Source organism: Paenibacillus sp. FSL H7-0331 (genome assembly GCF_001956045.1).
The window spans coordinates 45160-68749 of the sequence record NZ_MRTH01000025.1 but is presented as its reverse complement, the minus strand read 5'-3'; the positions used below and the strand labels follow the sequence as shown (position 1 = coordinate 68749).

The following is a 23590-nucleotide window of genomic DNA, read 5'->3' as shown; positions in this document are numbered from 1 at the left end:
CATTGTGAATCTATTCATCGGTTGGCTTGGTAACTGCCATTGGGAAGGGTGATGACGATGAACCGGATTGTTAAGTATTATGAGACCTTTGATGAATGGGGACGTTTGGACCGGGAACCGTTGGAATTTAACATCAATTGGCACTTTATTCAGCAATATTTGCCTGGACATGGAGCAGTTCTCGATAATGGAGCGGGTCCCGGTAAATACGCGCTGAAGCTGGCACAGCTTGGATACAAGGTAACGCTGACCGACCTGACACCGAAGCTGGTCGAGTTAGCGAGGGCTAAAGCGGAACACTTAAGCCTGCTGGAGCAATTTACTGCTTTTGAGGTTGCTGATGCGACAGATTTAAGCCGGTTTACAGACGGTCAATTCGCAGCTTCCTTGATGCTCGGGCCGTTGTACCATTTGCAGCAGGAAGCGGATCGGGTGGCCGCTGTGCAGGAGCTGAACAGGGTTACCGAAATGAATGGAGTCGTATTCGTGGCTTTTATGCCGCGAGTACGCCACGTGCTAAGCTCACTGCTGTCACCCACAAATTGGAAACCCCACGATGAGGCTGCTGCAATTATTCGCTTTATGGAAACCGGTACATTTGATCATCAGGATGAGGGAAGATTTACAGGAGCTTACTATTATAACATAGAAGAGATTCAACCGTTTATGGAGACTCAGGGCTTTGAAACGTTAAAAATCATCGGTTCCTCCAATATCGGTTCACTGCTCTCACAGGCCCAATGGAATTACTGGAGGGAACGTGGGGATGAGGAAATAGAGAAAATTTTCGACATTTTTCTGAGGACAGCTGAAAACCCTTATGTGTTAGGTGCTTCATCCCATATTTTGTATATTGGCAGGAAAAAATATAGTCAAAAATGTGTGAATATTTAGAATTGTAAAATCAGGAAAAAGGGCTGTGGATATTACTTATCCACAGCCCTTGTGTATAGTGGGGGTAAGTGGTGTGATCGCTTGTACAGCAACGTTTTTTTGTCCTCTTATTTCTGGCGAAAGCGGGATAACTTTTTCACAATCAGCCTGTGGATAGTGTGGATAAACCTGTTGATAAGAAATAGAAGTATTGATTGTTAAGTAAAAATGAAGGCATCGTTATGTGGACAAGATTGTGGATAATAACGACATGGATTTTACTTCGTAAATTGCATATAAAGGGAAAAATTAGGGGATGTTACTCTCGTTAAGGGTTGGCGGGAGGTGGTCAGTTTGTCGAAAAGGCCAAAAAACAGCAAAACGCTTTGGCAGTGGTTCATTGTATTTCTCATCAGCTTGCTGGTGTACGATTGCTCGTCGATGGGTACTTGTGTACTTGCGGAGCAGGAAAGTCAAGAAAACCGTTGGAATCATTTTTCTCCATTAAGTAAACAGATCGTATTACTTTCAATTCCAGGTTTATCTTTTATGGAAATGGGCTGGGCAGGAAGCGATGGTGTGCTGGGGTTGCCTCAGAAGGAAGATCAGGAAGCCGGATTAACGGAAGGGATGCCCCATTTGAAGGCACTTGGGCTGCATGCTGCGTGGGGTGCAATGAATATTCGGACCCCAGCAAAAGGCTTGGAAAATGTATATATATCCATGGGTGCAGGACAGTGGGCTGAAGCAGATTCGAGTGTACAGAGCCTGAATCAGGGAGAACGCGTAGATCAGGAATGGGTAGGACCGTATTATCGTCGTCTTATGGGGCAAGAAGCAGATGGAAACATTATTATACCAACAATCGCTAATATTCACCGTAAGAATGCAGCCAATTGGTATCAGGCAAGCCCCGGACAATTGGGTGAGATGTTGCGAGCAGCGGGAGTACGGCTGAGTGTATGGGGAAATATGGATCATGCTCGGAGTGCAGCTTGGGATAATGGCAATAATCTTACAGCAGTCATAGATAAAAGATTTCACAGGTATGCACCGCTGAGTGTCATGGATAAAAAGGGAACGGTCGCTGAGGGGGATGTTGGCGGTAACGGTCTGCTTGTGAATCACGATTATCCTTATGGGTTGGCCACTCATTACAGCTGGTTAATGGAAAAATGGAAAGAGCAAAGCTCACCCGCCCTCACAGTTATGGAGCTGGGAGATTTGGGACGCCTGTATGAGGAACGCAATAGTTATGATCAAGCTGTTTTCGGGAGGCTGAAGCAGAGGATCCTGTCCGAGATCGATCAATTCATTGGGCAGCTCGCTGCTTCTGTGGATACTGTATCGGGTGGAGCTGCAGAGCTGTGGATCATGAGTCCTCAGGTGAATGCAGACGCACTGAAGCAGAAGGCCCTTTTGGCCCCGATAGTTCGTTATGTACCGTTGGGTGGGGAAAGCTTGTTAACCTCTGCGACTACGAGGCGTACCGGGGTTGTATCGCTGGTTGATCTAGCACCGACCTTATTACAGTCGTATGGACTTTCGACCCCCAAAGAGATGATCGGTTTCCCGATGACCGCTGAAGTTACACCTAATGCACTGGAGCACTTGTTAAAAGATGTGGGCCGTAAGCAGCGTATATACAAGCTTCGCCCCAGTCTGCTGTATGGACTCGCGATCTATGAGATTGTCGTCATGCTTCTTGTATTATTAGCAGTGCTGTTCAAATCGTTACGACCTATCCGGGATAAGGAAAAAATGCTTTGGCGGGCATTGTTATTTTCGTTGTTGCTCTTACCTGCGGGGCTGCTGGCGATGGGGTGGCTGCCTACAGCCTCTACTGCGTCAACTGAAGCTGTGATGCTCATGATCACCTTTGTGTTGTGTGCAAGCTTAGCACTGGCATGGGCTGCCAACCATCCCAAGTATATGATGCTTGGTTTATTCTGGTGCGGATTGATCGTGGGCCTGCTTATTTTTTACGATGGCTTGCATGATGCGAAAGCTATGAAGGGCTCCGTGCTTGGTTATGATGTAATGATCGGAGCCCGTTATTACGGGATCGGCAACGAGTTCATGGGCGTGCTGCTCGGGAGCGCGCTCCTCGCTCTTACCGCGCTAGCCCAGGCACAGCGGCTCACTCGCCGGCGCAAGCCGCTTGGCGCTGCGCTGCCTTGGCGGCATACGGACGGCCGCTCGGGCAGCATACCGCCAGCACAATCGGCGGGACAAACGAAAGGGCGGAACGCCTGGCTGCCTGCGGCAGGAGTCGGCGCGGTCGTCACTGGCTACCTCGCAGCGCCGGGACTTGGTACGAACGCCGGCGGCGCCTTGTCCGCGGCGGTGGGGTTTGGCGCGCTGGCCGCGCGCCTCGCAGGCTGGCGCAGCTGGAGGCGGCTGGCGCCAGCCCTCGCGCTGCTGCTCGGCGCAGCGCTCGGGGCCTTGTGGCTGCTGAACGCAGGTGCAGCCACTGGACTGGCGGCCGATGGGCAAAGCCATATCGGCCGTGCCTTCGGGTCGCTGGGGCAAGGGCGGCTCGATGTTATTGGTGCGACCATCATGAGGAAGCTTAATATGAACGGGCATCTGATTATGGTGTCGGCTTGGAGTAAGGTGCTGATCACGGGGCTTCTGGTCATGACGGTTCTGGTGCTGCGGCCGCGTGGACGTTTTCAGCAATGGCAGCGGCGGTACCCCTATCTGATGCATGGCTGTGCAGCCAATGCGATTGGTTCGATTGCTGCGCTGCTGCTGAACGATTCGGGTATTGTTGCAGCAGCCACGATGATTATATATGGCAGTGTTCCCTTACTATTATTAAGGCTTGATGACATCTAAGCGAGAGCGCGGCATCCTTTGGCAAGCGACGTCGTCCCATTCATAAAGTTAATGACATTAATCATCATCAAATGATGATGTAGAATAAAAGGGCGATGCCAGCTAAAACATCGCCCTTCCATGTAAATATACATCTATATTACACCGTACCTGTGTCGTTGGTTTTTTATACTCTTGCCGTCAAGGACTCCGTTTATTTTGCTTTGTCAGGTACATCCCCATCACGCTAATCCGATCCTCTATCATCCGCTGGCATCATTTGGCATCATTATAGCTATTCTGCCAACTGCTCCCACTGCTCGTAGCAGTCAGCAAGCTCGGCTTTTTTGCCTTCGATGGCTTCATTCGTCTGCTGTACGCGTACGTAGTCGTTAAAGACCTCCGGCTTGGCAAGCTCTGCCTCCAGTGCGACCAGTTCATCCTCAAGCTGCGCTATCGTTTGCTCCAACTGCTCGAGCTTGCGTTGGCGTGCGCGATCCTCGCGTTTGGCCTGTTTGCCAGACTCGTAGCCGCCGCTTCCGGCATCAACCGCTGGCTGACCGATGTTACCAGCAGTACCTTTACCAACGGTGCTCTTGCTTTTGGCTGCCTCCAATAGAAGTCGCTGCCGTTCAATCTCGGCCAGCTCCTGCTTTTTCTCGACATAGTCGTCGTAGTTACCTAAATAAGCGGTGACACCAACACGCGTCAACTCCAGCATCGATTCAGCCATTTTATTTAAAAAATATCGGTCATGCGATATAAATAACAGCGTTCCCTCATAATCCATAAGAGCGGATTCCAGCACCTCACGGCTGTACAAATCCAGATGGTTGGTTGGCTCATCGAGAATAAGCACATTGGCTTTTTGCAGCATCAGCTTGGCCAGTGCGACTCTTGCCTTCTCGCCGCCGCTAAGTGCGGAAATCTTTTTGAACACATCCTCACCGCTGAACAAAAAGCTACCCAATACCTTGCGAATTCGAGCCTCCTCAATATGAGAGAAAGCGTTCCATACCTCATCAATGATCGTATTGGCCGGATTCAGCCCGGATTGCTCCTGATCATAATACCCGATTTTTACATTTGAGCCCCAATCGATCATACCTCTCGATGGCTGCTGCTGACCCATTAAGGCCTTCAGCAGTGTCGATTTGCCAATCCCGTTAGGACCAATCAAGGCGGCAGTATCGCCACGGCGCAGTTGGAAGGAAACATCCTTAAGCAGGGGCTTTGTTTGATCATACGATACAGCTACATGCTGAACGTTCAGCACTTCTTTGCCTGTAGCCTGTTCAACCTCGAAGGAGAAATGAGCTCTTTTCAAATCGCCCATCGGCTTGTCAAGCCTGTCCATTTTGTCGAGTGCTTTACGCCGGCTCTGTGCACGTTTGGTTGTGGATGCTCGAACGATATTTTTCTGAACGAATTCCTCCATTTTGGCGATTTCACCCTGCTGTTTCTCAAACTGCTTCAGTTGTGTCTCATAATCAGCCTGCTTCGTATCGACATATTTGGAGTAATTACCGGTGTAACGGCGTGAATGCGTCCGTTCGATTTCGTAGATCGCGTCGACCAAGGCATCGAGGAAATAGCGGTCATGCGAAACGACCAGAATAGCGCCGGAATACGAGCGTAAATAGCCCTCCAGCCAGGTGAGTGTCGGGATGTCCAGGTGGTTCGTAGGTTCATCCAGGAGCAGTAAATCTGGCGCCTGCAGCAGCATCTTGGCTAAGGCCAGCCGTGTTTTTTGACCGCCACTTAACGTGTTAACGGAAGTTTCCGGTGCAAAATCGCCAAAGCCCATCCCATGCAGCACCCCGCGAATCCGTGCTTCGGCTTCATAGCCGCCCTGCTCCTTGAACCACTCGGAGCGTGCGGCATACTTTTTCATCGTGTCTTCCGTTTGTTTCTCATCAGCCAGCACAGCAGGGTCGGCCATCATAATCTCCAGCTGACGGAGCTCCTGCTCGGCTTCCTCCAAATGCGTGAATACGCTTTTCATTTCTTCCCAGATCGAACGGTCCGAGATTAGACCACTATTCTGCTTTAAATAGCCAATTTTCGTTTCCTTGGCCTTAAACAGCTCGCCCGAGTCATAAGACATTTCACCAGCGATAATTTGCAGCAGCGTTGATTTGCCGGCGCCGTTAACACCAACCAGTCCAATCCGTTCACGAGCCTCAATTTGCAACGATATATTTGAAAGCACAGCGGAAATGCCGTAGCTTTTCGATATTCCTGATACTTGCAGCAGCATACATAATCCTCCCAAATAGTTAAAAGCGTATCTTATAATAAAATATGTCCAAAAGTCTTTTAGTCAGCACCGAATAGTACAAGTGTTCTTAGAAAAAGCGTTTCGTGATCCTACGATGACTTTTTGAACAACCTATACCAGTGTATCATGTTCGCGGTTATTTTTCAGCTTGTAAGCTTTAAGGACACTTGCTGTGTTTTCTTTTGATAGCCTGTCGTTTATGTTAAAATATAGCCTACTCATCTCTGTTGAAAAGAGATTTACAGGCGAGTTATACCAGCGGTTTAAATGATGAAAGGATTCAGTCGAATAGGTAGGATTTTAGATGAAGGTTCATGTGCCACGTAAGCACTGAAGAAGGAAGGGGGATTGCTATGATGATATGTACGGAAATAAGCGTCGAACTGACGCGCGAGGAACGCAGTGAGTATGCATTGTCTGAAGCGAGAGCTCAGACAAGGATTGCAGCTGAGGCTTCAAGTAAAGTGGATATAGTCAGATCGCTGCTGAGCAAGCATTCGGATGATGAAAGAGTGCTCGTGCTAGGGCAGAATTTGAACCAGTTGGAGCGGATCGCTCAGTTAGTCGGTGCACCACTCATAACAGGCAAAATGGCAAGTCCTAAGCGTGACGAGCTGTATGAGCAATTTCGTCAAGGTGAGCTTCGAACCCTTATTGTTTTCAAGGCAGCCAAATCAACCATTGTTATACCTGACGCGCGTGTGATGATTCAAGTATCGGGATCATTTGGTTCAAGAAAGGAAGAGTCGCAGCAGCTCGTTCGTCATGTGTATCCTGAGTCGGAAGGTGGCAATGCCTACATATACTCGGTTGTTACCAAAGACACGAAGGAGCAGGAGTATGCTACACAAAGGCAGCGATTTTTAAGAGAGCAGGGTTGTGAATACACGATTATCGATGCTGCTGTCATTGCTGATCGTCATGAAAGTACTGCTACCTTGGATGCAGGCGCTGCAGCCTCGCTACCATATATTAAGCAGGGATCTCCTGCCTGGAAGGCATTGCTGCCCACACTTCAGGCACAGACATCTATGGAATCTCCGGCTGCACCGGCTGCACCACAGGAAAGAGGCTCCAATCTGTTATCTCTCGACGATTATCGAATGAGAAAACGTAATCGCAGTTGAGTCCGATGCACAGGCTATGGAAATTGTAGGAATGTTGGAGCCTGGAGGTTGTCAATTATGATCAGCAGTTTACGGATCCAATGGATAAAGCGGCAGCAAAGATCGGAAAATGCCGGATTTTGATAAGGGCAATTAGACCTGCTGACACCGAATACTGTTTTTCTTCTCATGATATGTTAGAATGATGTTAATCACGTTGCGAACCATCAAGGAGAGGCCTTGCCATGAATATCAAAGAATGGAAAATAGAGCTGCGACGCCGGGCCGAGGCGCAAAGAAATGGCCTGACACCGACTGAACGCAGCACCAAATCAGCACGCATTAATGAACTGATGTTACGTCGTATTGATGAGGTTCTGGAATCACGCGCGAAGCTGGGCCGTAAGCCCACGATTTTTACTTATATGCCGATCAAGTCTGAGGTCGATATCACTCCGATTATGGAGTCCTGTTGGACCCGCGAGTACCGTGTGCTTATACCCAAGGTGCAGCCAGAGCAAAAGCTGAAGCTGTATGAAATTCGCTCCTATTCCGATTTGGAAAAGGGGAAATATGGGATACCGGAACCAGCGGCTGATACGCCACAGCATTCCATCGATATCCGACATATTGATGTGGTTCTTGTACCGGGCTTGGCATTTGACTCCCATTTGGGACGGCTGGGTTACGGTGGGGGCTACTACGATCGGTTCATGCAGCAGTATGTTCGGTCCGGATATACGAAGCCCTACATTATTGCAGGTGCTTTTGACACCCAGATTATTCAGGAAGTCCCTATGGGGCTGTTCGATTTCCGATTAGATGAACTGATTACGGAAGCGAGAACGATTCGTGCGCCCAAAACAACAAAATCGATTTAAAGCACGATTCAGGTGAACTGTCTGATGATGTGTCTTTATGTCACGCCTCACTTTACTATCATCCGAATCGAAAGGGGTCTTCCTTGTGACCGAGCCAATGCCGCTAACCCATTTTAATGATCAGGGTCGAGCCCGGATGGTCGACATATCGGACAAGCAGGAGACCAGCCGCGTCGCTACCGCAAGGACTACCGTTACGATGCAGCCGTCCACGCTGGAGTTGATCAAAGAAGGCAGGATTGGAAAGGGGGATGTTCTGGCGGTATCTCAGGTTGCGGCGATTATGGCTGCCAAGAAAACATCCGACTGGATTCCGATGTGCCATCCCCTTTCCTTGACGGGTGTGGATGTCCGCTTCTCCGATAATGGAATGAATGAATTATACATAGAAGCAAGTGTCAGGACCAAGGGCCTGACCGGTGTTGAAATGGAGGCATTGACCGCTGTCTCAGCAGCTGCACTCACCGTGTATGATATGTGTAAGGCAGCGGAAAAAGGGATGATTATCGGTCCTACGCTGCTGGTTAGCAAAACAGGTGGTAAAAGCGGCGATTTTCATAGAAATGACACTGATTCTTAATAACTATACGTTACAATGGAGCCATGGGGAGGAGTAAGCTTATGCGTTGGAAGGTGGCGATTTTGACCGCAAGCGACCGAGGTTTCCGAGGAGAGCGGGAAGATACGAGCGCCCAGGTTATTCGTGAGTTGATTGAAGAAGAAATCAATGGAGAAATCATTGAGTATCGGGTCGTACCGGACGAGAAAGATGAGATTATGGCTGCATTGATTGAAATGACCGATTATTTCAAGGTCGATCTGATTTTGACGACTGGTGGAACCGGTCTTGCTGCACGAGATGTAACGCCAGAAGCGACTCTCGCTGTAATTGATCGACAGGCTCCTGGATTTGCCGAAGCGATGCGTATGATTTCTATGCAAAAAACACCCAAAGCGATGTTGTCCAGAGCGGTTTCCGGGCTGCGCGGCAGAACCCTCATTATTAACTTACCGGGAAGCCCCAAGGGTGTCTCTGAAAATTTGGAGGCGATTATGGGACAATTGCCACATGCACTTGGCATTTTGACCGGCCTGGTAGGAGATCATGGCAATGAAACCTGAAGCGATGCTGCGGGAAGTCAGGGTGGAAGAGGCCATTGGATTGGTACTGGCGCATGATTTGACGCAGATTATTCCCGGGCAGTTCAAAGGCCGCTTGTTTACAAAAGGTCATATTGTCCGTGAGGAGGACATTCCTGCGTTATTAAATATTGGTAAGGAGCATATTTATGTGCTCGATCTTCAACCGGGGTGGCTGCATGAGGATGAAGCGGCACTGCGTATGGCGAAGGCCGTTGCTGGACCGAATTTGGAGTTGACTGCTCCTCACGAGGGGAAAATCAATGTAAAGGCAGCGATTCATGGATTGGCCAAAATCGACAAGACGGCTGTTGATGCCATCAACGCAATCGAGCAGATTGTGCTAGCAACGATCAAGACGAATACGGTCGTGAAGCCCGGTCAATCGCTCAGTGGGACTAGAGTGATTCCGCTTGTGGTCGAAGAAGCGAAGGTTGGACAGGTGGAATCGTTAGCAGCGGGTGCTTCAGCATCGGTGATCGAAGTCAAGCCATTTCGGTCCCTGCGTGTAGGGTTGATCACGACCGGCAGCGAAGTCTTCAAGGGCCGTATTCAGGATAAATTTGGCCCAATCGTACGCGATAAAATAGCTGCGCTCGGCTCCGAGGTCATCGAACAGCGGCTGGCCCCTGATGAAAGTGACACGATTGTGCGTGAGATCCGTTACTTTCTGGAAGAGCAGAAGGCAGACCTGATTCTTGTTACCGGCGGAATGTCCGTTGACCCTGACGACCGGACGCCAGGTGCGATTAAGCAGGCCGGGGCACGAATCGTCAGCTACGGCACCCCTATGCTGCCAGGCTCGATGCTGCTGATCGGTTATTTGGGTGAGGTGCCGATTATGGGGCTACCTGGTTGTGTGATGCATGATCCTTATACCACCTTTGACGTGCTGCTGCCTCGTATATGCGCTGGAGAAACGATTGTCCGAGCCGATATTACGGAAATGGGCTACGGCGGATTATACGGATGTTAATTTGTTAAAGATAAACAAGAAATGGAGCTGGACGATATGAGTATTACCCATATCCTGCTGATAGCAGTTGTGGCGTTGATTTTGTTCGGTCCGAACAAGCTGCCTGAGCTGGGTCGTGCCATTGGCAAGACGCTGCGTGATTTTAAAAACGGTGCCAACGACCTGATGAGTGCTGCCACTGAATCCGAACCTGAAAAAGGACGGAAGGATGTTACACCTCCTTCTCAGCCGGCTGCTCCAGCAGCTGCAAGCCAGCAGGAGTCTGTGGTACAGCCATCTCCTCAAGCAAGTACGCAACAAAAGGATTCCCGAAGACTTCCGGAGTAAACAGGAGTATCTACAACAAGCTAAAGTTGGTGAATCATGACGAATAATGATGAAGGCATGTCCTTGGTCGAGCATCTTGGTGAGCTGCGCAAACGGATTATTTGGGTGCTGCTCGTGTTAATAGGTGGCATGGTGATTGGTATTATCGTGGCACAGCCATTAATCCTGTATCTAAAAAATGTTCCCCCTGCATCAGGGATTGCCTGGAACGCCTTTTCTCCATGGGATTCCATCAAGCTGTATATGAATTTTGCCTTGGTTACAGGTCTGATTGTCACATTGCCCTTTGCGTTGTATCAAATATGGTCTTTCCTCAAGCCGGGTCTGCGTGTTGAAGAACAAAAGGCTTCACTGATCTTTATCCCGCTTGCTTTTCTACTGTTTTTGATCGGTTTGGCTTTTGCTTATTTTGTTGTTTTTAAAATGGCATTTATATTTACTTCGGAAATTTCCGAACGGTTGGACATCAAGGAAACCTATGGGATCACGCAATATTTTACGTTTATGTTTAACATTTTGCTGCCGATCGGACTAATCTTTGAACTGCCGATTATTATTATGTTTCTTACCAAGCTGCGCATTCTCAATCCCAAAAGACTTCACAAACTACGCCGTTATGCCTATATGATTCTTGTGATCGTTGCTGCGATGATCACGCCACCGGACCTGATTTCCGCTGTGGTCGTATCGCTGCCGATGATTTTGCTTTACGAGGTCAGTGTGTGGCTATCGGGATCCATATACCGCAAACAGCTGATCAAGGATCAGGAATGGGAAGAGGAATTCGGTCCCAAATAATACCGCATTTACAGCCGGATTGGAGCTGCAAATGTGGTTTTTTCTTTAATAGGCCGGTTGTATAATAACAATTTCAATGGATACAATGATGAAGTTGTGTAAATTATTTAAAAAAACTTGCAAAATGTTACGAAACTGATTATCATAATAAGTGTTGTTAGCACTAAACATATTCGAGTGCTAACAGTAACCTAAAAATTCAGAACCATATTTCAAAGGAGGACATTTTCTCATGATCAAACCGTTAGGTGATCGCGTAATTATTGAAGCCATTGCTAAAGAGGAAACAACAGCAAGTGGAATCTTCTTGCCTGAAACTGCTAAGGAAAAACCGCAAGAAGGTCAAGTTGTAGCGGTAGGCAGTGGCGTACTGAAAGATGGAGAGCGTGTTGCGCTTGAAGTTAAAGAAGGCGACCGCATCATTTTCTCGAAATATGCAGGTACTGAAGTGAAATTTGAAGGACGCGAGCTTCTTATATTGCGCGAAAGCGACATTCTTGCCGTTATCGAGTAGTTAACAGAAGATCCTATACTTATAGACTATCACCAGCTGCTAATGCGAATTTAGCCGGCTTTTACTTATAGCATCAGCATACATTCAGGATCAGTCCAGCAGAAGGTATCTGATGTTTCTTGTGAAGATAAACGGAACGTTGTTCAAATACATTTATTTCAGGAGGGTTTCACACAATGGCTAAGGATATCAGATTTAGTGAAGATGCTCGCCGCGCAATGCTTCGTGGTGTTGACGCGCTTGCCAATGCAGTAAAAATCACTTTGGGCCCTAAAGGTCGTAACGTTGTTCTTGAAAAAAAATTCGGCAGCCCGTTAATCACCAATGATGGTGTAACGATCGCTAAAGAAATTGAATTGGAAGATGCATTCGAAAACATGGGTGCTCAACTGGTTAAAGAAGTAGCTACCAAAACCAATGATGTTGCTGGTGACGGTACAACAACTGCAACTGTATTGGCTCAAGCGATGATTCGTGAAGGCTTGAAAAACGTAACTGCAGGTGCTAACCCAATGGTTATCCGTAAAGGTATCGACAAAGCGGTTAGAGCAGCTGTAGAAGAATTGAAAAACATTTCCAAAGCTATCGAAGGCAAACAATCGATCGCTCAAGTTGCTGCTATCTCGGCTGCTGACGACGAAGTAGGTCAATTGATCGCTGAAGCTATGGAAAAAGTGGGCAAAGACGGCGTTATTACGGTTGAAGAGTCCAAAGGCTTTGCAACTGAGCTTGAAGTGGTTGAAGGAATGCAATTCGACCGTGGATACATTTCCCCATACATGATCACAGATACGGACAAAATGGAAGCTATTTTGGAAAACCCGTATATCTTGATCACTGACAAAAAAATCTCCAACATTCAAGAAATTTTGCCTGTGCTTGAAAAAGTCGTTCAACAAGGCAAACCGCTTGTAATCATCGCTGAGGATGTTGAAGGCGAAGCATTGGCAACTCTGGTTGTTAACCGTCTTCGTGGCACATTTACTTGCGTAGCTGTTAAAGCTCCAGGCTTTGGCGATCGTCGTAAAGCTATGCTTCAGGATATTGCAGCATTAACTGGCGGACAAGTAATTACTGAAGAACTGGGTCTTGACCTGAAATCGACGCAACCGGATCAATTGGGTTCCGCTCGTCAAGTTCGTGTAACTAAAGAAAACACAATCATCGTTGACGGTGCTGGCGACAAGAAAGACATTGGCGCTCGTATTTCCCAAATCCGTTCACAATTGGAAGAAACAACTTCCGATTTCGATAAAGAGAAATTGCAAGAGCGTTTGGCTAAATTGGCTGGAGGCGTAGCGGTAATCAAAGTGGGTGCAGCTACTGAAACCGAGCTTAAAGAGCGCAAACTTCGCATTGAAGATGCTTTGAACGCAACTCGTGCTGCTGTTGAAGAAGGTATCGTATCCGGTGGTGGTACTGCCCTTGTTAACGTATATGCGGCTGTAGCTGCTGTAAAAAGCAACGATGGCGACGAGCAAACTGGTGTGAACATCGTTCTACGTGCTCTTGAAGAGCCTGTACGCACGATTGCAGCTAACGCAGGTCAAGAAGGTTCCGTTATCGTTGAGCGTCTGAAAAAAGAAGCTGTAGGCATTGGCTACAACGCAGCAACTGGCGAATGGGTGAACATGTTCGACGCTGGTATCGTAGATCCGGCGAAAGTAACACGCTCCGCATTGCAAAATGCAGCATCCGTTGCAGCTATCTTCTTAACTACTGAAGCGGTTATCGCTGACAAACCGGAAAAAGACAAACCAGCTATGCCTGATATGGGCGGAATGGGTGGCATGGGCGGAATGGGCGGCTTCTAAGAAGCGCACTGACTGCTATTACACTGCAGCCTGAGATTCTTTTACAGAGATATCCGGGCTGCAGCATCCATATCCCAAAAGAGACCTTTTATGAGTTCAATGAACTTGTGAAAGGTCTTTTTTTAGTTCTACGATTCTGATTCCCAATTCGGATCATTTGGTGCTAGACTGATGTTAGGACGCATCACCAGATGCATCAGCAAAAATACGGAAGGATGATTGGATTATGATGTATTTACCATTGGAAAATAAAGCAGCCATTGTTACCGGAGGTGCTAGCGGCATCGGATACAGTATCGTTAAGGGCTTGGCGCGTGCGGGTGCAAGCGTCATCATCGCTGATATGAGCCATCAAGGAGAGGAGGCAGCCAAGGCGCTGATTGAGGAAGGATTAAACGTCATATTCGTTCAGGGTGATGTTACGTTGTCAGAGGATGCACAGCGAATCGCTAGCAAAGCTGACGAGCATTTTGGTGGTTTAGATATTCTCGTCAATAATGCAGGCATTTATCCACGTAGTATGATGCCCGATACGACCGAAGAGCTGTGGGACCGGGTGATGTCGATCAATGTAAAGGGAGTCTTTTTGATGTGCCAGGCGGCAGCACCTTGGTTGAAGAAGCGTGGGGGCGGCGCGATCATTAATATGAGTTCAAGTCATGCAGCAGTCGGATCACCTGAGCTGTTCGCCTATTCGGTTTCCAAAGGAGCGATCTCGACATTAACCCGTAATTTGGCTCGATCCTTATCCAGTGACCGGATTCGGGTCAATGCCATCAATCCGGGATGGGTGGCGACAGAGCGCGAAATTGAGGTACAGGCTTTGAATGGGAATAATCTGGACTGGCTAATTGAAAAAGGCAAAACATTACCACTTGGACGTCTGCAAACGGGTGAAGATACAGCGGCAGCTGTCGTGTTTCTGGCAAGTGATCATGCTACCCAGATTACTGGACAAATCATTCAAGTGGATGGAGGCACCACAGTTCAATAAGCGGAGCCTGGAAGCTGATAGAACGACAAGAAAACAAGCTTCACCACCACATGGAGCAGTGATGGAAGATGCTTGTTTTCTGCCTTGCTGAGTTTCTTACATATATAAGTTGAACAAAAGAAACACACTGCCCGAGTGGAGAAAGTGGACTATTTTGGAGAAACGGACTATACGCCTTTGCAGGTGGATTTTATTGGCCGCCTTCATGCCCCTCGGAAATATTCAGCAGCTGATCAGTGAATAAGTAGAGCTGATGAAGAACAAGCGCATTTTGGCGGTCCAAATGCTCTATGGCTTGCGAGCTGCTAAGCCAGTCGCGCTGCAGGATCGTATTGTGTTTAAAATAAAGAACACCCGTATCTGTAAAAAGGCCAAATCCACCAAGGGGCAGCTGGATATTAATTTTCGCTGTTTCTGCAAGCAGTTTGGTATAGGTTGAGGGAGGGACGTTGTTTCTTAGTACAGCAAATGTTTGTAATATGGCAACTCCCTCTTCGGTGAACGATTCCATCCCTGGCAGGAAGCATAGTTCCAGATCAACAATCGTGAAGCGTTCGCCGATTTCATCAAAACGCAAGATCAAAGATGGATATGGCGATTCATTTGAAGGTTCAGCCCAGTGGTTATGAACGTCGAGCTTTATATAGTATTGTTGGAATTGGCGGAGAAACGAATCTGTAAAATCAGTAGCAGCTGCCATAAGTATTACCTCCATACATAGGCTTGTCTTTGAAAGAGCAAACAAGCGATTGTCTCAAATGGGTTAAGTGAATTAAGTATGCAGTTTTTTGGCTATCAAATCTTTGCCTGGTTTTTTCTTAAGTCGGTTGACCTCAAGCCCTATACCTTCAATAACAGATTTGGCCTCTTCATCCTGACCGGCAACCCCACCTTCATAGAGCATAGAGGCGAGATCGGTTACAAGTTGGTTATAGCATTGTCCTACGTTGTTGAAGCCGTGTGCCTCTAGTACACCTTGACGTACTTTTTCGCGACTAAGTCCTACATTCTCCGGCTTGGTCATTTCTTTATCAATGTTCAGGGCTTTGTCGACAAAGGTTTCCTTCCGTTTGGATTTTTTGTAAAATTTGACGATGGCGCCGATTCCACCGAGAATAGCAGCTGCTGCGAGCAGGATAGGACCGACTGGAGACAAAGCAGCTGCGATCATCACAGCGCCTCCTGCGATCATCAGCGCTCCTTTGGCGGCAGTTGTGGCGCTTTTGGATTTGTTAATAGCTTGGGTGGATCCCCCCAGATTAGCAGCCAGACCTAAATCCCTCTGATGTAGTTTAGCTTGCTCGGTTTCACTCGTGCTTCCCTTGGCGCTAAAGCCTTTTTCTAGCTCCGCCAGCTTCTTCTGGTTTCTGCTGCTTTCTACGTAGCCGGCTACTCCACCAGCCAGGTAAGCCGCGCCTCCAACAACTCCTGCCGCACCTGCGGCAGCAGTAGCCGCACCGCTGGCAGCCATTCCTCCGAAGGTTCTGACACCATTAACCGTACCCGCAGTGAAACGGGTTAAATCAGCTGCTCCACCTGAAGCCTCTGATCCTAGTATTTGTGCTTTACCAGCAGTAGACAAGCTTGAATCATAGTTTTCAGATGCATTATATATTTGCGATACGGAAGCCACTCCGCTCAGTACGCCTGCTGCCGGTGCAACTGCATTGGCAACCGAAAGGGCGCCACCGGCCCCGAGCGTATTGCTTATAGTGGCCGTACCGGATACCCCGCTCGTAGCCGCTGAGGTTACGATTGCCGTATAGCCCGCATAGTCTCGTGCCTGATCAGCATTGTAGTTAGTAATGTTCTTGGCCTTGGCTTCACGACTAATCTCTGAGAATCGGTCCCAGTCCACCGTCTTGGTGAAGACGCCTGTGAGCATCGTCTTTTTTGCCTTATCAATAGTTGGAGTACGATCATTACCACACATGGCTTTGATGGCAGACATTTTTTCTCCGGTAGTCAAATCATCAAAATATCCGAATAATCCCGCCTTCTTTTCTTTTTCCGCACGTCCCTTAAACCATTCAAATACTACATTATAGTTGTGATATTTTTTTAAATCCTTGGTAGGCGCAGGACGTGCTTGCTGAGGAGGTGCAGCCATAACGGGTGCACCTGCTGACAAGCCAGCAACCGGAGCTGCTTCGGCAGGGACATCGGTGGCTGGAGCTGCGATTGGATTACTGGCTGCAACTTCGACGGCAGGCGCAGCAACTGTTTCGGGTGCTTCAGCAGTGACTTCACGTTGAATGGCCGAACTGCCTGTACGATGTGAAGATGAAAACATTCGCTGAATTGCCTGATTTCCTACAGTTCGCTGCATATGTATCATGTTTTCATTGGAAAATCCTAAAGCTCGATTAGTAACGGGGCTACCTTGTGTTGATGTCATTATGCTGGGTTGCTGCTGAATAGGTGAAATTTGATCCGTTGAGGTTTTTTTTACAGCGCTATTTTTGACATTGGCATGTTCTAACATCAGAATCCTCCCCAATAAAACTTCTATCTTTATGATAGCATACTATAGGAGGAAAAATACTTTTATAAAATTTAATTAAATGATAGATGGCGGGCTATGAATGTGACCCGAAGCCTTAGACTGATTGGGCAAGGGTCTATCAAGAGTTTATCTTAAGCATACAAAAAAGACCCGATACCGAAGTATCGAGTCCCATTTGATTAAAACTAGTTAATGAAGTTAGCTGTACTCAAGAAACGCTTCAACATCGTTGCAGATTGTGCACGAGTAGCTTTGCTTGCGGAACCGATTGTATCATCAGTCAAACCATTGATAATACCAGCGTTTACTGCAGCAGCGATTTCTTTTTGAGCCCATACGATTTTGTTGGAATCTTTGAACTTGCTCAATACGGATTGTGGATCTGTTACATTAGTGCTGATGCTAGCATAGTCCATCGCACGAATCACGATAGCAGCCAACTCTTCACGAGTGATTTGAGCATCAGGACGGAATGTGTTGTCTTCGTAACCATTGATAATGCCTGCATAAGTAGCTGTTGCTACGGAGCTTGCATACCAAGCATCAGACTTAACGTCGCTGAATGTGCTAGCAGGTGCAGCAGAAGTTAAACCAAGGGAACGAACTGCCAATGCTGCAAATTCAGCACGAGTGATGTTGCGTTCTGGTTCGAAAGTTGTATCTGTGGAGCCTTCTACTACAAGCTTGTTAGCAAGAAGCTCAACATCGGTTTTGGACCAATGGGAAGCAACATCAGCGAAGCTTTTGTTGGATTCAACAACAGTATAGATACTGTTACCATTACGTTTGATGTTAGCCACGTTTTTACCATCAACAGTTGTGAAAGTAGCTGGAACAAAGCTTACTTTCTTCGTTGTTTCGTTGTACAGAACACCAGTTGTTTTGGAAGCATCAACAGCTTTGGAAACATTAACTGAACGGGAAACATAAGTTTTACCGAAGTCAACCGATGTTGTTTTACCGTCTTTGTCAATACCAACAACATTAAAGTCAACAGCATCAGCCAATTGAGTTCCGCCTACTGCAGTTGCAGCTGCTTTAACAGCATCAGATGTAGTGGAATCAGCTTTTGCAATCGTAACTTTAATTTTCAAATCTTTAACTTCAATATTCAATGCTTTTGCCAGAGCTTCCAATTTGAAAACGGAAACCGGCAATACATAAGTACCGAAGTCATTAGTAACTGTAATTGTTTTGGAACCATTTCCTACCAGAGCAGAAGCAGGAAGCAAAGCAACAGTACCGGAAAGCTTCAATGTAATGTCACCAGCAGTTAAAGCAGTAGATAAAGTATTAGGGTCAACGAAACCATCACTGGAAACGGAAATTGCACCGTTGCTTATGCTGGAACCGCCACCTCCGCCGCCACCGCCACCGCCAGTGGTGGTGCCAGTGTTAACTCTGTTAACCGTTAGAGAAGCAAGATCAGATACAGTATTGTTGTAAGTAACTTTTGTAACTAGATCTAGAGTATTGTATCCAACGGCAGACGCATTAAAGTTATAGTAGTATTTGCCATCGGTGTAAGTGCTGTATGTAGCTGTTGTTGTAGTAACAATACTACCACCGCTATATACATAAACATACACTGAATCTCCAGCACCGACTGCATAAACATCGGAATATACAGAACCTGTAACATTTCCGTATTCATATTTAGCAGTTGAAAAACCTGCGGTTGCTGCGAAAGCTAATACTGGAACCATGATTGCAATAATAAGCATTAAAGAAAGCATTGCAGATATTTTTTTAACGAAAGTACGATTTAACACAGTATTCCTCCTATTTGTTCCTCTGTTTGTAAGGTCTTGCAAATTCAAATTCGCCATTCTCGATTCACCTCCCTTCCAGCGAAGACTGTATTATAACAAGGCTGGTGCCTTTGTTAAATCAGAATAATAATACTGAATGTATTATTGAAAATACAATCTACATCTTACCATCTAATAGCAAGCTATGGTAGTATTTTGTTAAAAAACATTGCTTCCAAATAATAGGACGTAATTGCCGCTAGAAAGTTGCGTTGACCAGCTTATTTATCTCATCACGTTCTTTTGGGTCCTTGGCGATGAGCTTGTCATATAGTGGTTGATCCGTTTTGTTTTGCTTTTGTAAGGAGGCGAGGTACCATCTGGCTATCTCGCGATTACCAGCATCCTCAAACTGATCGTTAGTATATGTTTTTAGGAAGCTTTCAGACGATGCATACTGCCCGCGAATAAACTCGATTTGTCCAAGGCTTAATGCCATATTACGGGTAACATTGAAAGGACGCCCCTGAACTTGCTCTTTCGGAAGATTTTCCAGCTCTTTCATCTTGCTTAAGACTTTTGCGTAGATTTCGAAAGAATGGTTCCAGTATTGTACTTTTAAAGCATCGTTTCGATCTATTCTAGCTTTTTCAGATAGAGTCAGATCAAGAGATATTGTTTTTTCGTACAAGGTGATATCCCAAGAATAATTATTAATTTGAGAGCTTGCGATTTCTTGTGCTTTTGCAAACTGTTCCTTGATCAAATAAGCTTTGATCTCTTGATCAATTAAGTAACGATTATGGGGTTCATCTGTTTTCAGTTGATTTATAAGACTGATTAAAAGAGTATAAGTTTTTTCATCTTTGGTTTGTTGATAAGACTGAAACAGTATATCAATTTTGTAAAGACTATAATCCGGATGATTACTGTGAGTACGTAGTGCCTCGTCTAAAGGAACAAATACATCATTAATCGTTTTATTGCTATTGCCAGCTGCTACTGCATTTTGAAATGAGCTGTTGGCGCTTAGATTTTGGGCAGATATAAAGAACATAATGATCGATAATACCAAAAGTGCTGCTGGATAAATTTTATTGATGTAAGGAAGAGTTGATTCTTTAACGAAATTGAACTTGGGTATGACAGAAATCTGAGAAATCATTGCACCCAGACTCAAGAATACAAGTATGCCTATAAATACATAGCTAAGATCAAAGTCGATTATACTGTGAATAAGTAGAGATATTGTGACAATATAGAAAATGTGACGGTCCTGCCCTTGCTCCGAAAACTTGCTTTGATACCGAATGTACAGCCCAAAGATATAAGCAAGGAACCCAAGAAGTACTAAAATACCGACGGTTCCAGTTTCCACTAAATACTGCATGAAAAAGTTGTGGGCCTGCCTGCTTACATAAGGGTAGCTTTGGTACTTTTCGTATAGGGCTGCCCATGCACCGCCACCGGCACCCAGAATCGGGTAATCCTCAAAAAGTTTCAGGGCATCCTTGTTAAAAGAATTTCTTTCTAAAACACTGTGCTGAGCAAAATTGATATTTTCGATACGTTGTTTAATATAGTCAGGTAAAAGATTCGTAGCACCTGTGTTGCCAAAAAGCAGTAACAAGCCTATTGCTCCTATTACTAAAGCAGTTGCTGGCAACAAAATGGTTGCAAACTTCATTTTTATCTTATTATCTGTGAATGTATCGACTAAAGGAAAGAGAAATTTTTGGAATAACCATATGAGAATAGCACATCCTGCAGAAGTACCTATAAGTATCCACAATCCACCTGCAGCCGTTGCAAGGTTTTGATGTAAGTAAAATTGTTCGCCAACTGCCGTAATCTTGCCCAGAATGAGAAGCGATACTAAGAAAGAAACGCCAAGAACAATAAACATGAATATTTGTTTGGATATTTTCATAAATGGTAATATGAGCAGCAGAACTATAGGCAGAATGACAAGTCCGCCGCGTGATAAAGTTAGGAACAATGAAATGATTATAGGTATGCACATAAAGGCATTAATAATAATAACAACTGGTTTCTTACTCGAAACGATAAAATAAGCAGCACTAAGTAACAAAGCAATAAGAAGAGCTGCATATGAGTTCGCATATTGAAAAGTAGAGGTGAGCCGCAGTTGGTTTTCCGCGGACATGACAGCATCCTGATACTCCATTTTACCGGGAAAATTGACGAACCAGCTAATCATCTTTGCCGCCGATTCCTTGTAGCCAAGCCAGTTGATCAGTCCGAACCATACGACCGCATATCCCGATCCCATTAAACTACAAGTTATGATTTGATTGCCAAGCTTACTTCTACACAAATAAATACCGAGAATAAAGAAAATCGCATATAACATTTGAATGTATAGCAAATTAGTAGCATAGTAACGTGAAGCCTCAGATATTCTGGACAGTAAGTAAGTTAATGGAAGCAGCCATACGAGTAAACTAAGAATGTCACGATGATCTTTCAGCTTCCAGTTATAGAATAAGTATAACGACGCAATAATAAGTACAATGAACCCCCAAACTAAAGAGGTATAAATAGAACGTTCAAAATCAAAAGTGTTACCATTAAATAATGCTTTTTGAAAAGGTGCCCAAAATAAAAAAAACACAACAAAAGCAGAAAGCAGCCAAAACAGAATTGATTTTTTTTCTTCATTCTCTACAGCTTTTTTATTCATGAGAGTGCTCCTTTTGTTGAATCGCCGTATTAATATAATTCAAGATTTCTTCTTTAAAACGGTTCTCATTAAATCCATGAGCATGCTTCCGAATAGCTGAAGAGTCAAAAGCTATGGATTCAAACTTACGCACAGCCTCTATAATACTGTCGGCTGTCGGCTCGTTGAAAAACACTCCCGTCACATTATCAACTACAGTTTCCAACGCCCCGCCTGTACCAAAGGCAATAACAGGTCTTCCACTCGATTGTGCCTCTAATGGTGTAATCCCAAAATCTTCTTCACCCGCTAGAATGAACCCTTTACACTTGGAGTAATATTCTATAATCACTTCATCGGGCTGCCGTCCCAAAAATGTAATGGTTTCTCCCGCCAAGGACTCCAAGCGTTTTCTGTCATAACCATCTCCAATAATAACTAACGGCTTTTTGAGTTTATTGAAGGCCTCAATAGCAATGTCTATTCTTTTATATGGAATCATTCTGGATACAATTAAGAAGAATTCTTCTGTGTTCTCGGCTTGCTTGAAATTATCATAGCTGACAGGCGGATAAATAACGTCAGAATCACGACCATAATACTTGGCAATCCGTCTAGAAATACTTTTAGAATCTGCGATGAAATGGTCGACTCGCTGAGCAGTTATTAAATCCCACATCCGAATTTTGTGAAGGATAAAAGGAAGAACCATACGGAATATCGGGTTTTTCACGTCTTCTTGAATGTATTGATGATACAGATCCCAAACATATCTCATTGGTGTATAGCAGTAACAGATATGAATTTGATTAGGGCTTGTAATTACTCCCTTGGCGAAGGCGCTTGAACTGCTCAATATAACGTCATATTCCCTTAAGTCGAATTGTTCAATAACAGTCGGAAATAAAGACAGCATTTTCTTGTAGTGCTTTTTGGAAAAGGGAATTGAATGGATGTACGAATTACGAATATCAACCTGACCAAATCTTGCTGGCATTTTTGATAAATCACTAAGTATCGTATAAACAGGAGCATTTGGGAATAAATCCAGGAAGCATTCAAGAACCCGTTCCGCTCCTCCATATTGGTTAAGATAATCATGGACAATTGCGATTTTCATTTTGAACCACCTAATACCTTTTGATATATTTGTTTGGTTTCCATTGCAGTTTGTTTCCAGGTAAATTGCTTGGAACGTTCCAGACCCATTTGTGAATACAGATCTCTCTTTGCAGAGTCTGAGACTATTTGAAAAATTTCCTCAGCCCATAAGAAGTGATCATGTGGATCAATAAGTATGCCAGCTTCTCCCACAATCTCAGGGAGCGACGATATATTAGATGCAATAACAGGAGTACCACATTGCATCGCCTCAAGGAGAGGAAGACCAAAGCCTTCATACACAGATGGAATAACAAATACCGTAGCTGCACTGTATATAGCGGGTAAGTCTTCATCGTCAATAAATCCAGTGAATACAACTTCATCTTCTAATTGATTTTCTCGTACCCAGTCAAATATAGGATTGAACTTCCACCCTTTGGCGCCAACAATTACAAGCTTTTCTGAGCAGTCATATTGTTTTTTCAAAATTAAATAAGATTGAAGTAAACCAAGTAAATTTTTCCTCGGTTCCAAAGTTCCTACAAATAGAATATATTTATCTGGAATTTGGTATTTTTTCAAAACTGGTGCTGAATTGGAGATGAATTTAAAGTTCTCATCTGCGGCAAGATGAACAACATCAATTTTTTCTTCCGCTATGTTGAGTAAATTAATGATATCGAGTTTACTTTGCCAAGAATCGGTTATAATGTGATCACATTTCTCAGCGCTGTAAGGGACCCACTGACTATGATGTTTTAAGATTTTTTGGGTAGTAAATTCTGGGTAATGCATATAAGACAAATCATGAATCGTAATAATGCTTTTGCCTTTTAGAGTAGGCGTATGAGTAAAATTAGTACCGTGAAAAATATCAGCTTTCGATTTTTTTATCATATCATAGGGCATATTATAAAGGAAATTAGGGCGCAGAAGTCTGCGTATCACCTTATAAGGGTACATATTATTGACCAAATCAAGATGAAAATCACGTTCGAAAGACAAAACGTGATTTTCCCGAA

The 23590-nt window shown here is 45.3% G+C and carries 19 protein-coding genes; 12 read left to right on the top strand and 7 right to left on the bottom strand.

Features of this window, described 5'->3' with window-relative positions; genetic code table 11:
- Positions 1 to 57: 57 nt before the first annotated feature.
- Together BK127_RS28465 and BK127_RS28460 are read left to right on the top strand one after the other, a co-directional pair.
- Entirely contained in the window at positions 58 to 894 is an 837-nt protein-coding gene (locus tag BK127_RS28465) for a class I SAM-dependent methyltransferase (protein WP_076235498.1), read from the top strand.
- Between the two features lie 333 nt (positions 895 to 1227).
- The gene (locus tag BK127_RS28460; protein WP_076235497.1) at positions 1228 to 3714 is read left to right on the top strand and encodes a hypothetical protein; all 2487 of its coding nucleotides are present in this window, start codon (positions 1228 to 1230) and stop codon (positions 3712 to 3714) included.
- 274 nt (positions 3715 to 3988) lie between these two features.
- On the opposite strand, the gene BK127_RS28455 is transcribed toward BK127_RS28460, so the two are convergent.
- A complete protein-coding gene (locus BK127_RS28455; protein ID WP_076235496.1) occupies positions 3989 to 5953 on the bottom strand; it encodes an ABC-F family ATP-binding cassette domain-containing protein in 1965 nt (654 codons plus the stop codon).
- Positions 5954 to 6327: 374 nt separating this feature from the next.
- Between BK127_RS28455 and BK127_RS28450 the strand changes: the two genes are divergently transcribed.
- From BK127_RS28450 to BK127_RS28405, 10 genes are all read left to right on the top strand, one after another.
- Positions 6328 to 7101 carry a helicase-related protein gene (locus tag BK127_RS28450; protein ID WP_179097640.1) on the top strand — a complete coding sequence of 258 codons (774 nt, stop codon included), beginning with the start codon at positions 6328 to 6330 and terminating at the stop codon, positions 7099 to 7101.
- A 224-nt stretch (positions 7102 to 7325) separates the two neighbouring features.
- Positions 7326 to 7961: a 5-formyltetrahydrofolate cyclo-ligase gene (locus tag BK127_RS28445; protein ID WP_076235494.1), complete on the top strand. Its 636-nt coding sequence runs from the start codon at positions 7326 to 7328 to the stop codon at positions 7959 to 7961.
- 97 nt (positions 7962 to 8058) lie between these two features.
- Complete coding sequence (moaC, locus tag BK127_RS28440; protein ID WP_076235534.1) at positions 8059 to 8541, top strand: cyclic pyranopterin monophosphate synthase MoaC; 483 nt, start codon at positions 8059 to 8061, stop codon at positions 8539 to 8541.
- 41 nt (positions 8542 to 8582) lie between these two features.
- Positions 8583 to 9083 (top strand): molybdopterin adenylyltransferase, encoded by a 501-nt coding sequence (mog, locus tag BK127_RS28435; RefSeq protein ID WP_076235493.1) that lies wholly within the window; start codon positions 8583 to 8585, stop codon positions 9081 to 9083.
- Complete coding sequence (locus tag BK127_RS28430) at positions 9073 to 10077, top strand: molybdopterin-binding protein (RefSeq protein ID WP_083689663.1); 1005 nt, start codon at positions 9073 to 9075, stop codon at positions 10075 to 10077. The genes mog and BK127_RS28430 overlap by 11 nt, the downstream gene beginning before the upstream one ends.
- Before the next feature lie 36 nt (positions 10078 to 10113).
- The gene (locus BK127_RS28425; protein WP_083689662.1) at positions 10114 to 10404 is read left to right on the top strand and encodes a twin-arginine translocase TatA/TatE family subunit; all 291 of its coding nucleotides are present in this window, start codon (positions 10114 to 10116) and stop codon (positions 10402 to 10404) included.
- A gap of 36 nt (positions 10405 to 10440) precedes the next feature.
- Positions 10441 to 11202 carry a twin-arginine translocase subunit TatC gene (gene tatC / locus BK127_RS28420; RefSeq protein WP_076235490.1) on the top strand — a complete coding sequence of 254 codons (762 nt, stop codon included), beginning with the start codon at positions 10441 to 10443 and terminating at the stop codon, positions 11200 to 11202.
- 232 nt (positions 11203 to 11434) lie between these two features.
- A complete protein-coding gene (groES, locus tag BK127_RS28415) occupies positions 11435 to 11716 on the top strand; it encodes a co-chaperone GroES (protein ID WP_076235489.1) in 282 nt (93 codons plus the stop codon).
- Between the two features lie 176 nt (positions 11717 to 11892).
- On the top strand, positions 11893 to 13530 hold the full coding sequence (gene groL / locus BK127_RS28410) for a chaperonin GroEL (protein WP_076235488.1): 1638 nt from the start codon (positions 11893 to 11895) through the stop codon (positions 13528 to 13530).
- 226 nt (positions 13531 to 13756) lie between these two features.
- On the top strand, positions 13757 to 14524 hold the full coding sequence (locus BK127_RS28405; RefSeq protein ID WP_083689661.1) for an SDR family NAD(P)-dependent oxidoreductase: 768 nt from the start codon (positions 13757 to 13759) through the stop codon (positions 14522 to 14524).
- Between the two features lie 190 nt (positions 14525 to 14714).
- On the opposite strand, the gene BK127_RS28400 is transcribed toward BK127_RS28405, so the two are convergent.
- From BK127_RS28400 to BK127_RS28375, 6 genes are all read right to left on the bottom strand, one after another.
- Entirely contained in the window at positions 14715 to 15224 is a 510-nt protein-coding gene (locus BK127_RS28400) for a hypothetical protein (protein ID WP_076235487.1), read from the bottom strand.
- A 72-nt stretch (positions 15225 to 15296) separates the two neighbouring features.
- The gene (locus tag BK127_RS28395; RefSeq protein ID WP_076235486.1) at positions 15297 to 17009 is read right to left on the bottom strand and encodes a hypothetical protein; all 1713 of its coding nucleotides are present in this window, start codon (positions 17007 to 17009) and stop codon (positions 15297 to 15299) included.
- A 206-nt stretch (positions 17010 to 17215) separates the two neighbouring features.
- Positions 17216 to 18802, bottom strand: a complete 1587-nt coding sequence (locus BK127_RS28390; protein WP_305954333.1) for an S-layer homology domain-containing protein — start codon at positions 18800 to 18802, stop codon at positions 17216 to 17218.
- Between the two features lie 238 nt (positions 18803 to 19040).
- Positions 19041 to 21485, bottom strand: coding sequence for an O-antigen ligase family protein (locus BK127_RS28385; protein ID WP_076235485.1), 2445 nt, complete (start codon positions 21483 to 21485; stop codon positions 19041 to 19043).
- Complete coding sequence (locus tag BK127_RS28380) at positions 21478 to 22584, bottom strand: glycosyltransferase (RefSeq protein WP_076235484.1); 1107 nt, start codon at positions 22582 to 22584, stop codon at positions 21478 to 21480. The genes BK127_RS28385 and BK127_RS28380 overlap by 8 nt, the downstream gene beginning before the upstream one ends.
- Positions 22581 to 23573, bottom strand: coding sequence for a glycosyltransferase family 4 protein (locus BK127_RS28375; RefSeq protein WP_144026584.1), 993 nt, complete (start codon positions 23571 to 23573; stop codon positions 22581 to 22583). Before BK127_RS28375 ends, BK127_RS28380 begins: the two co-directional genes overlap by 4 nt.
- Positions 23574 to 23590 lie beyond the last annotated feature (17 nt).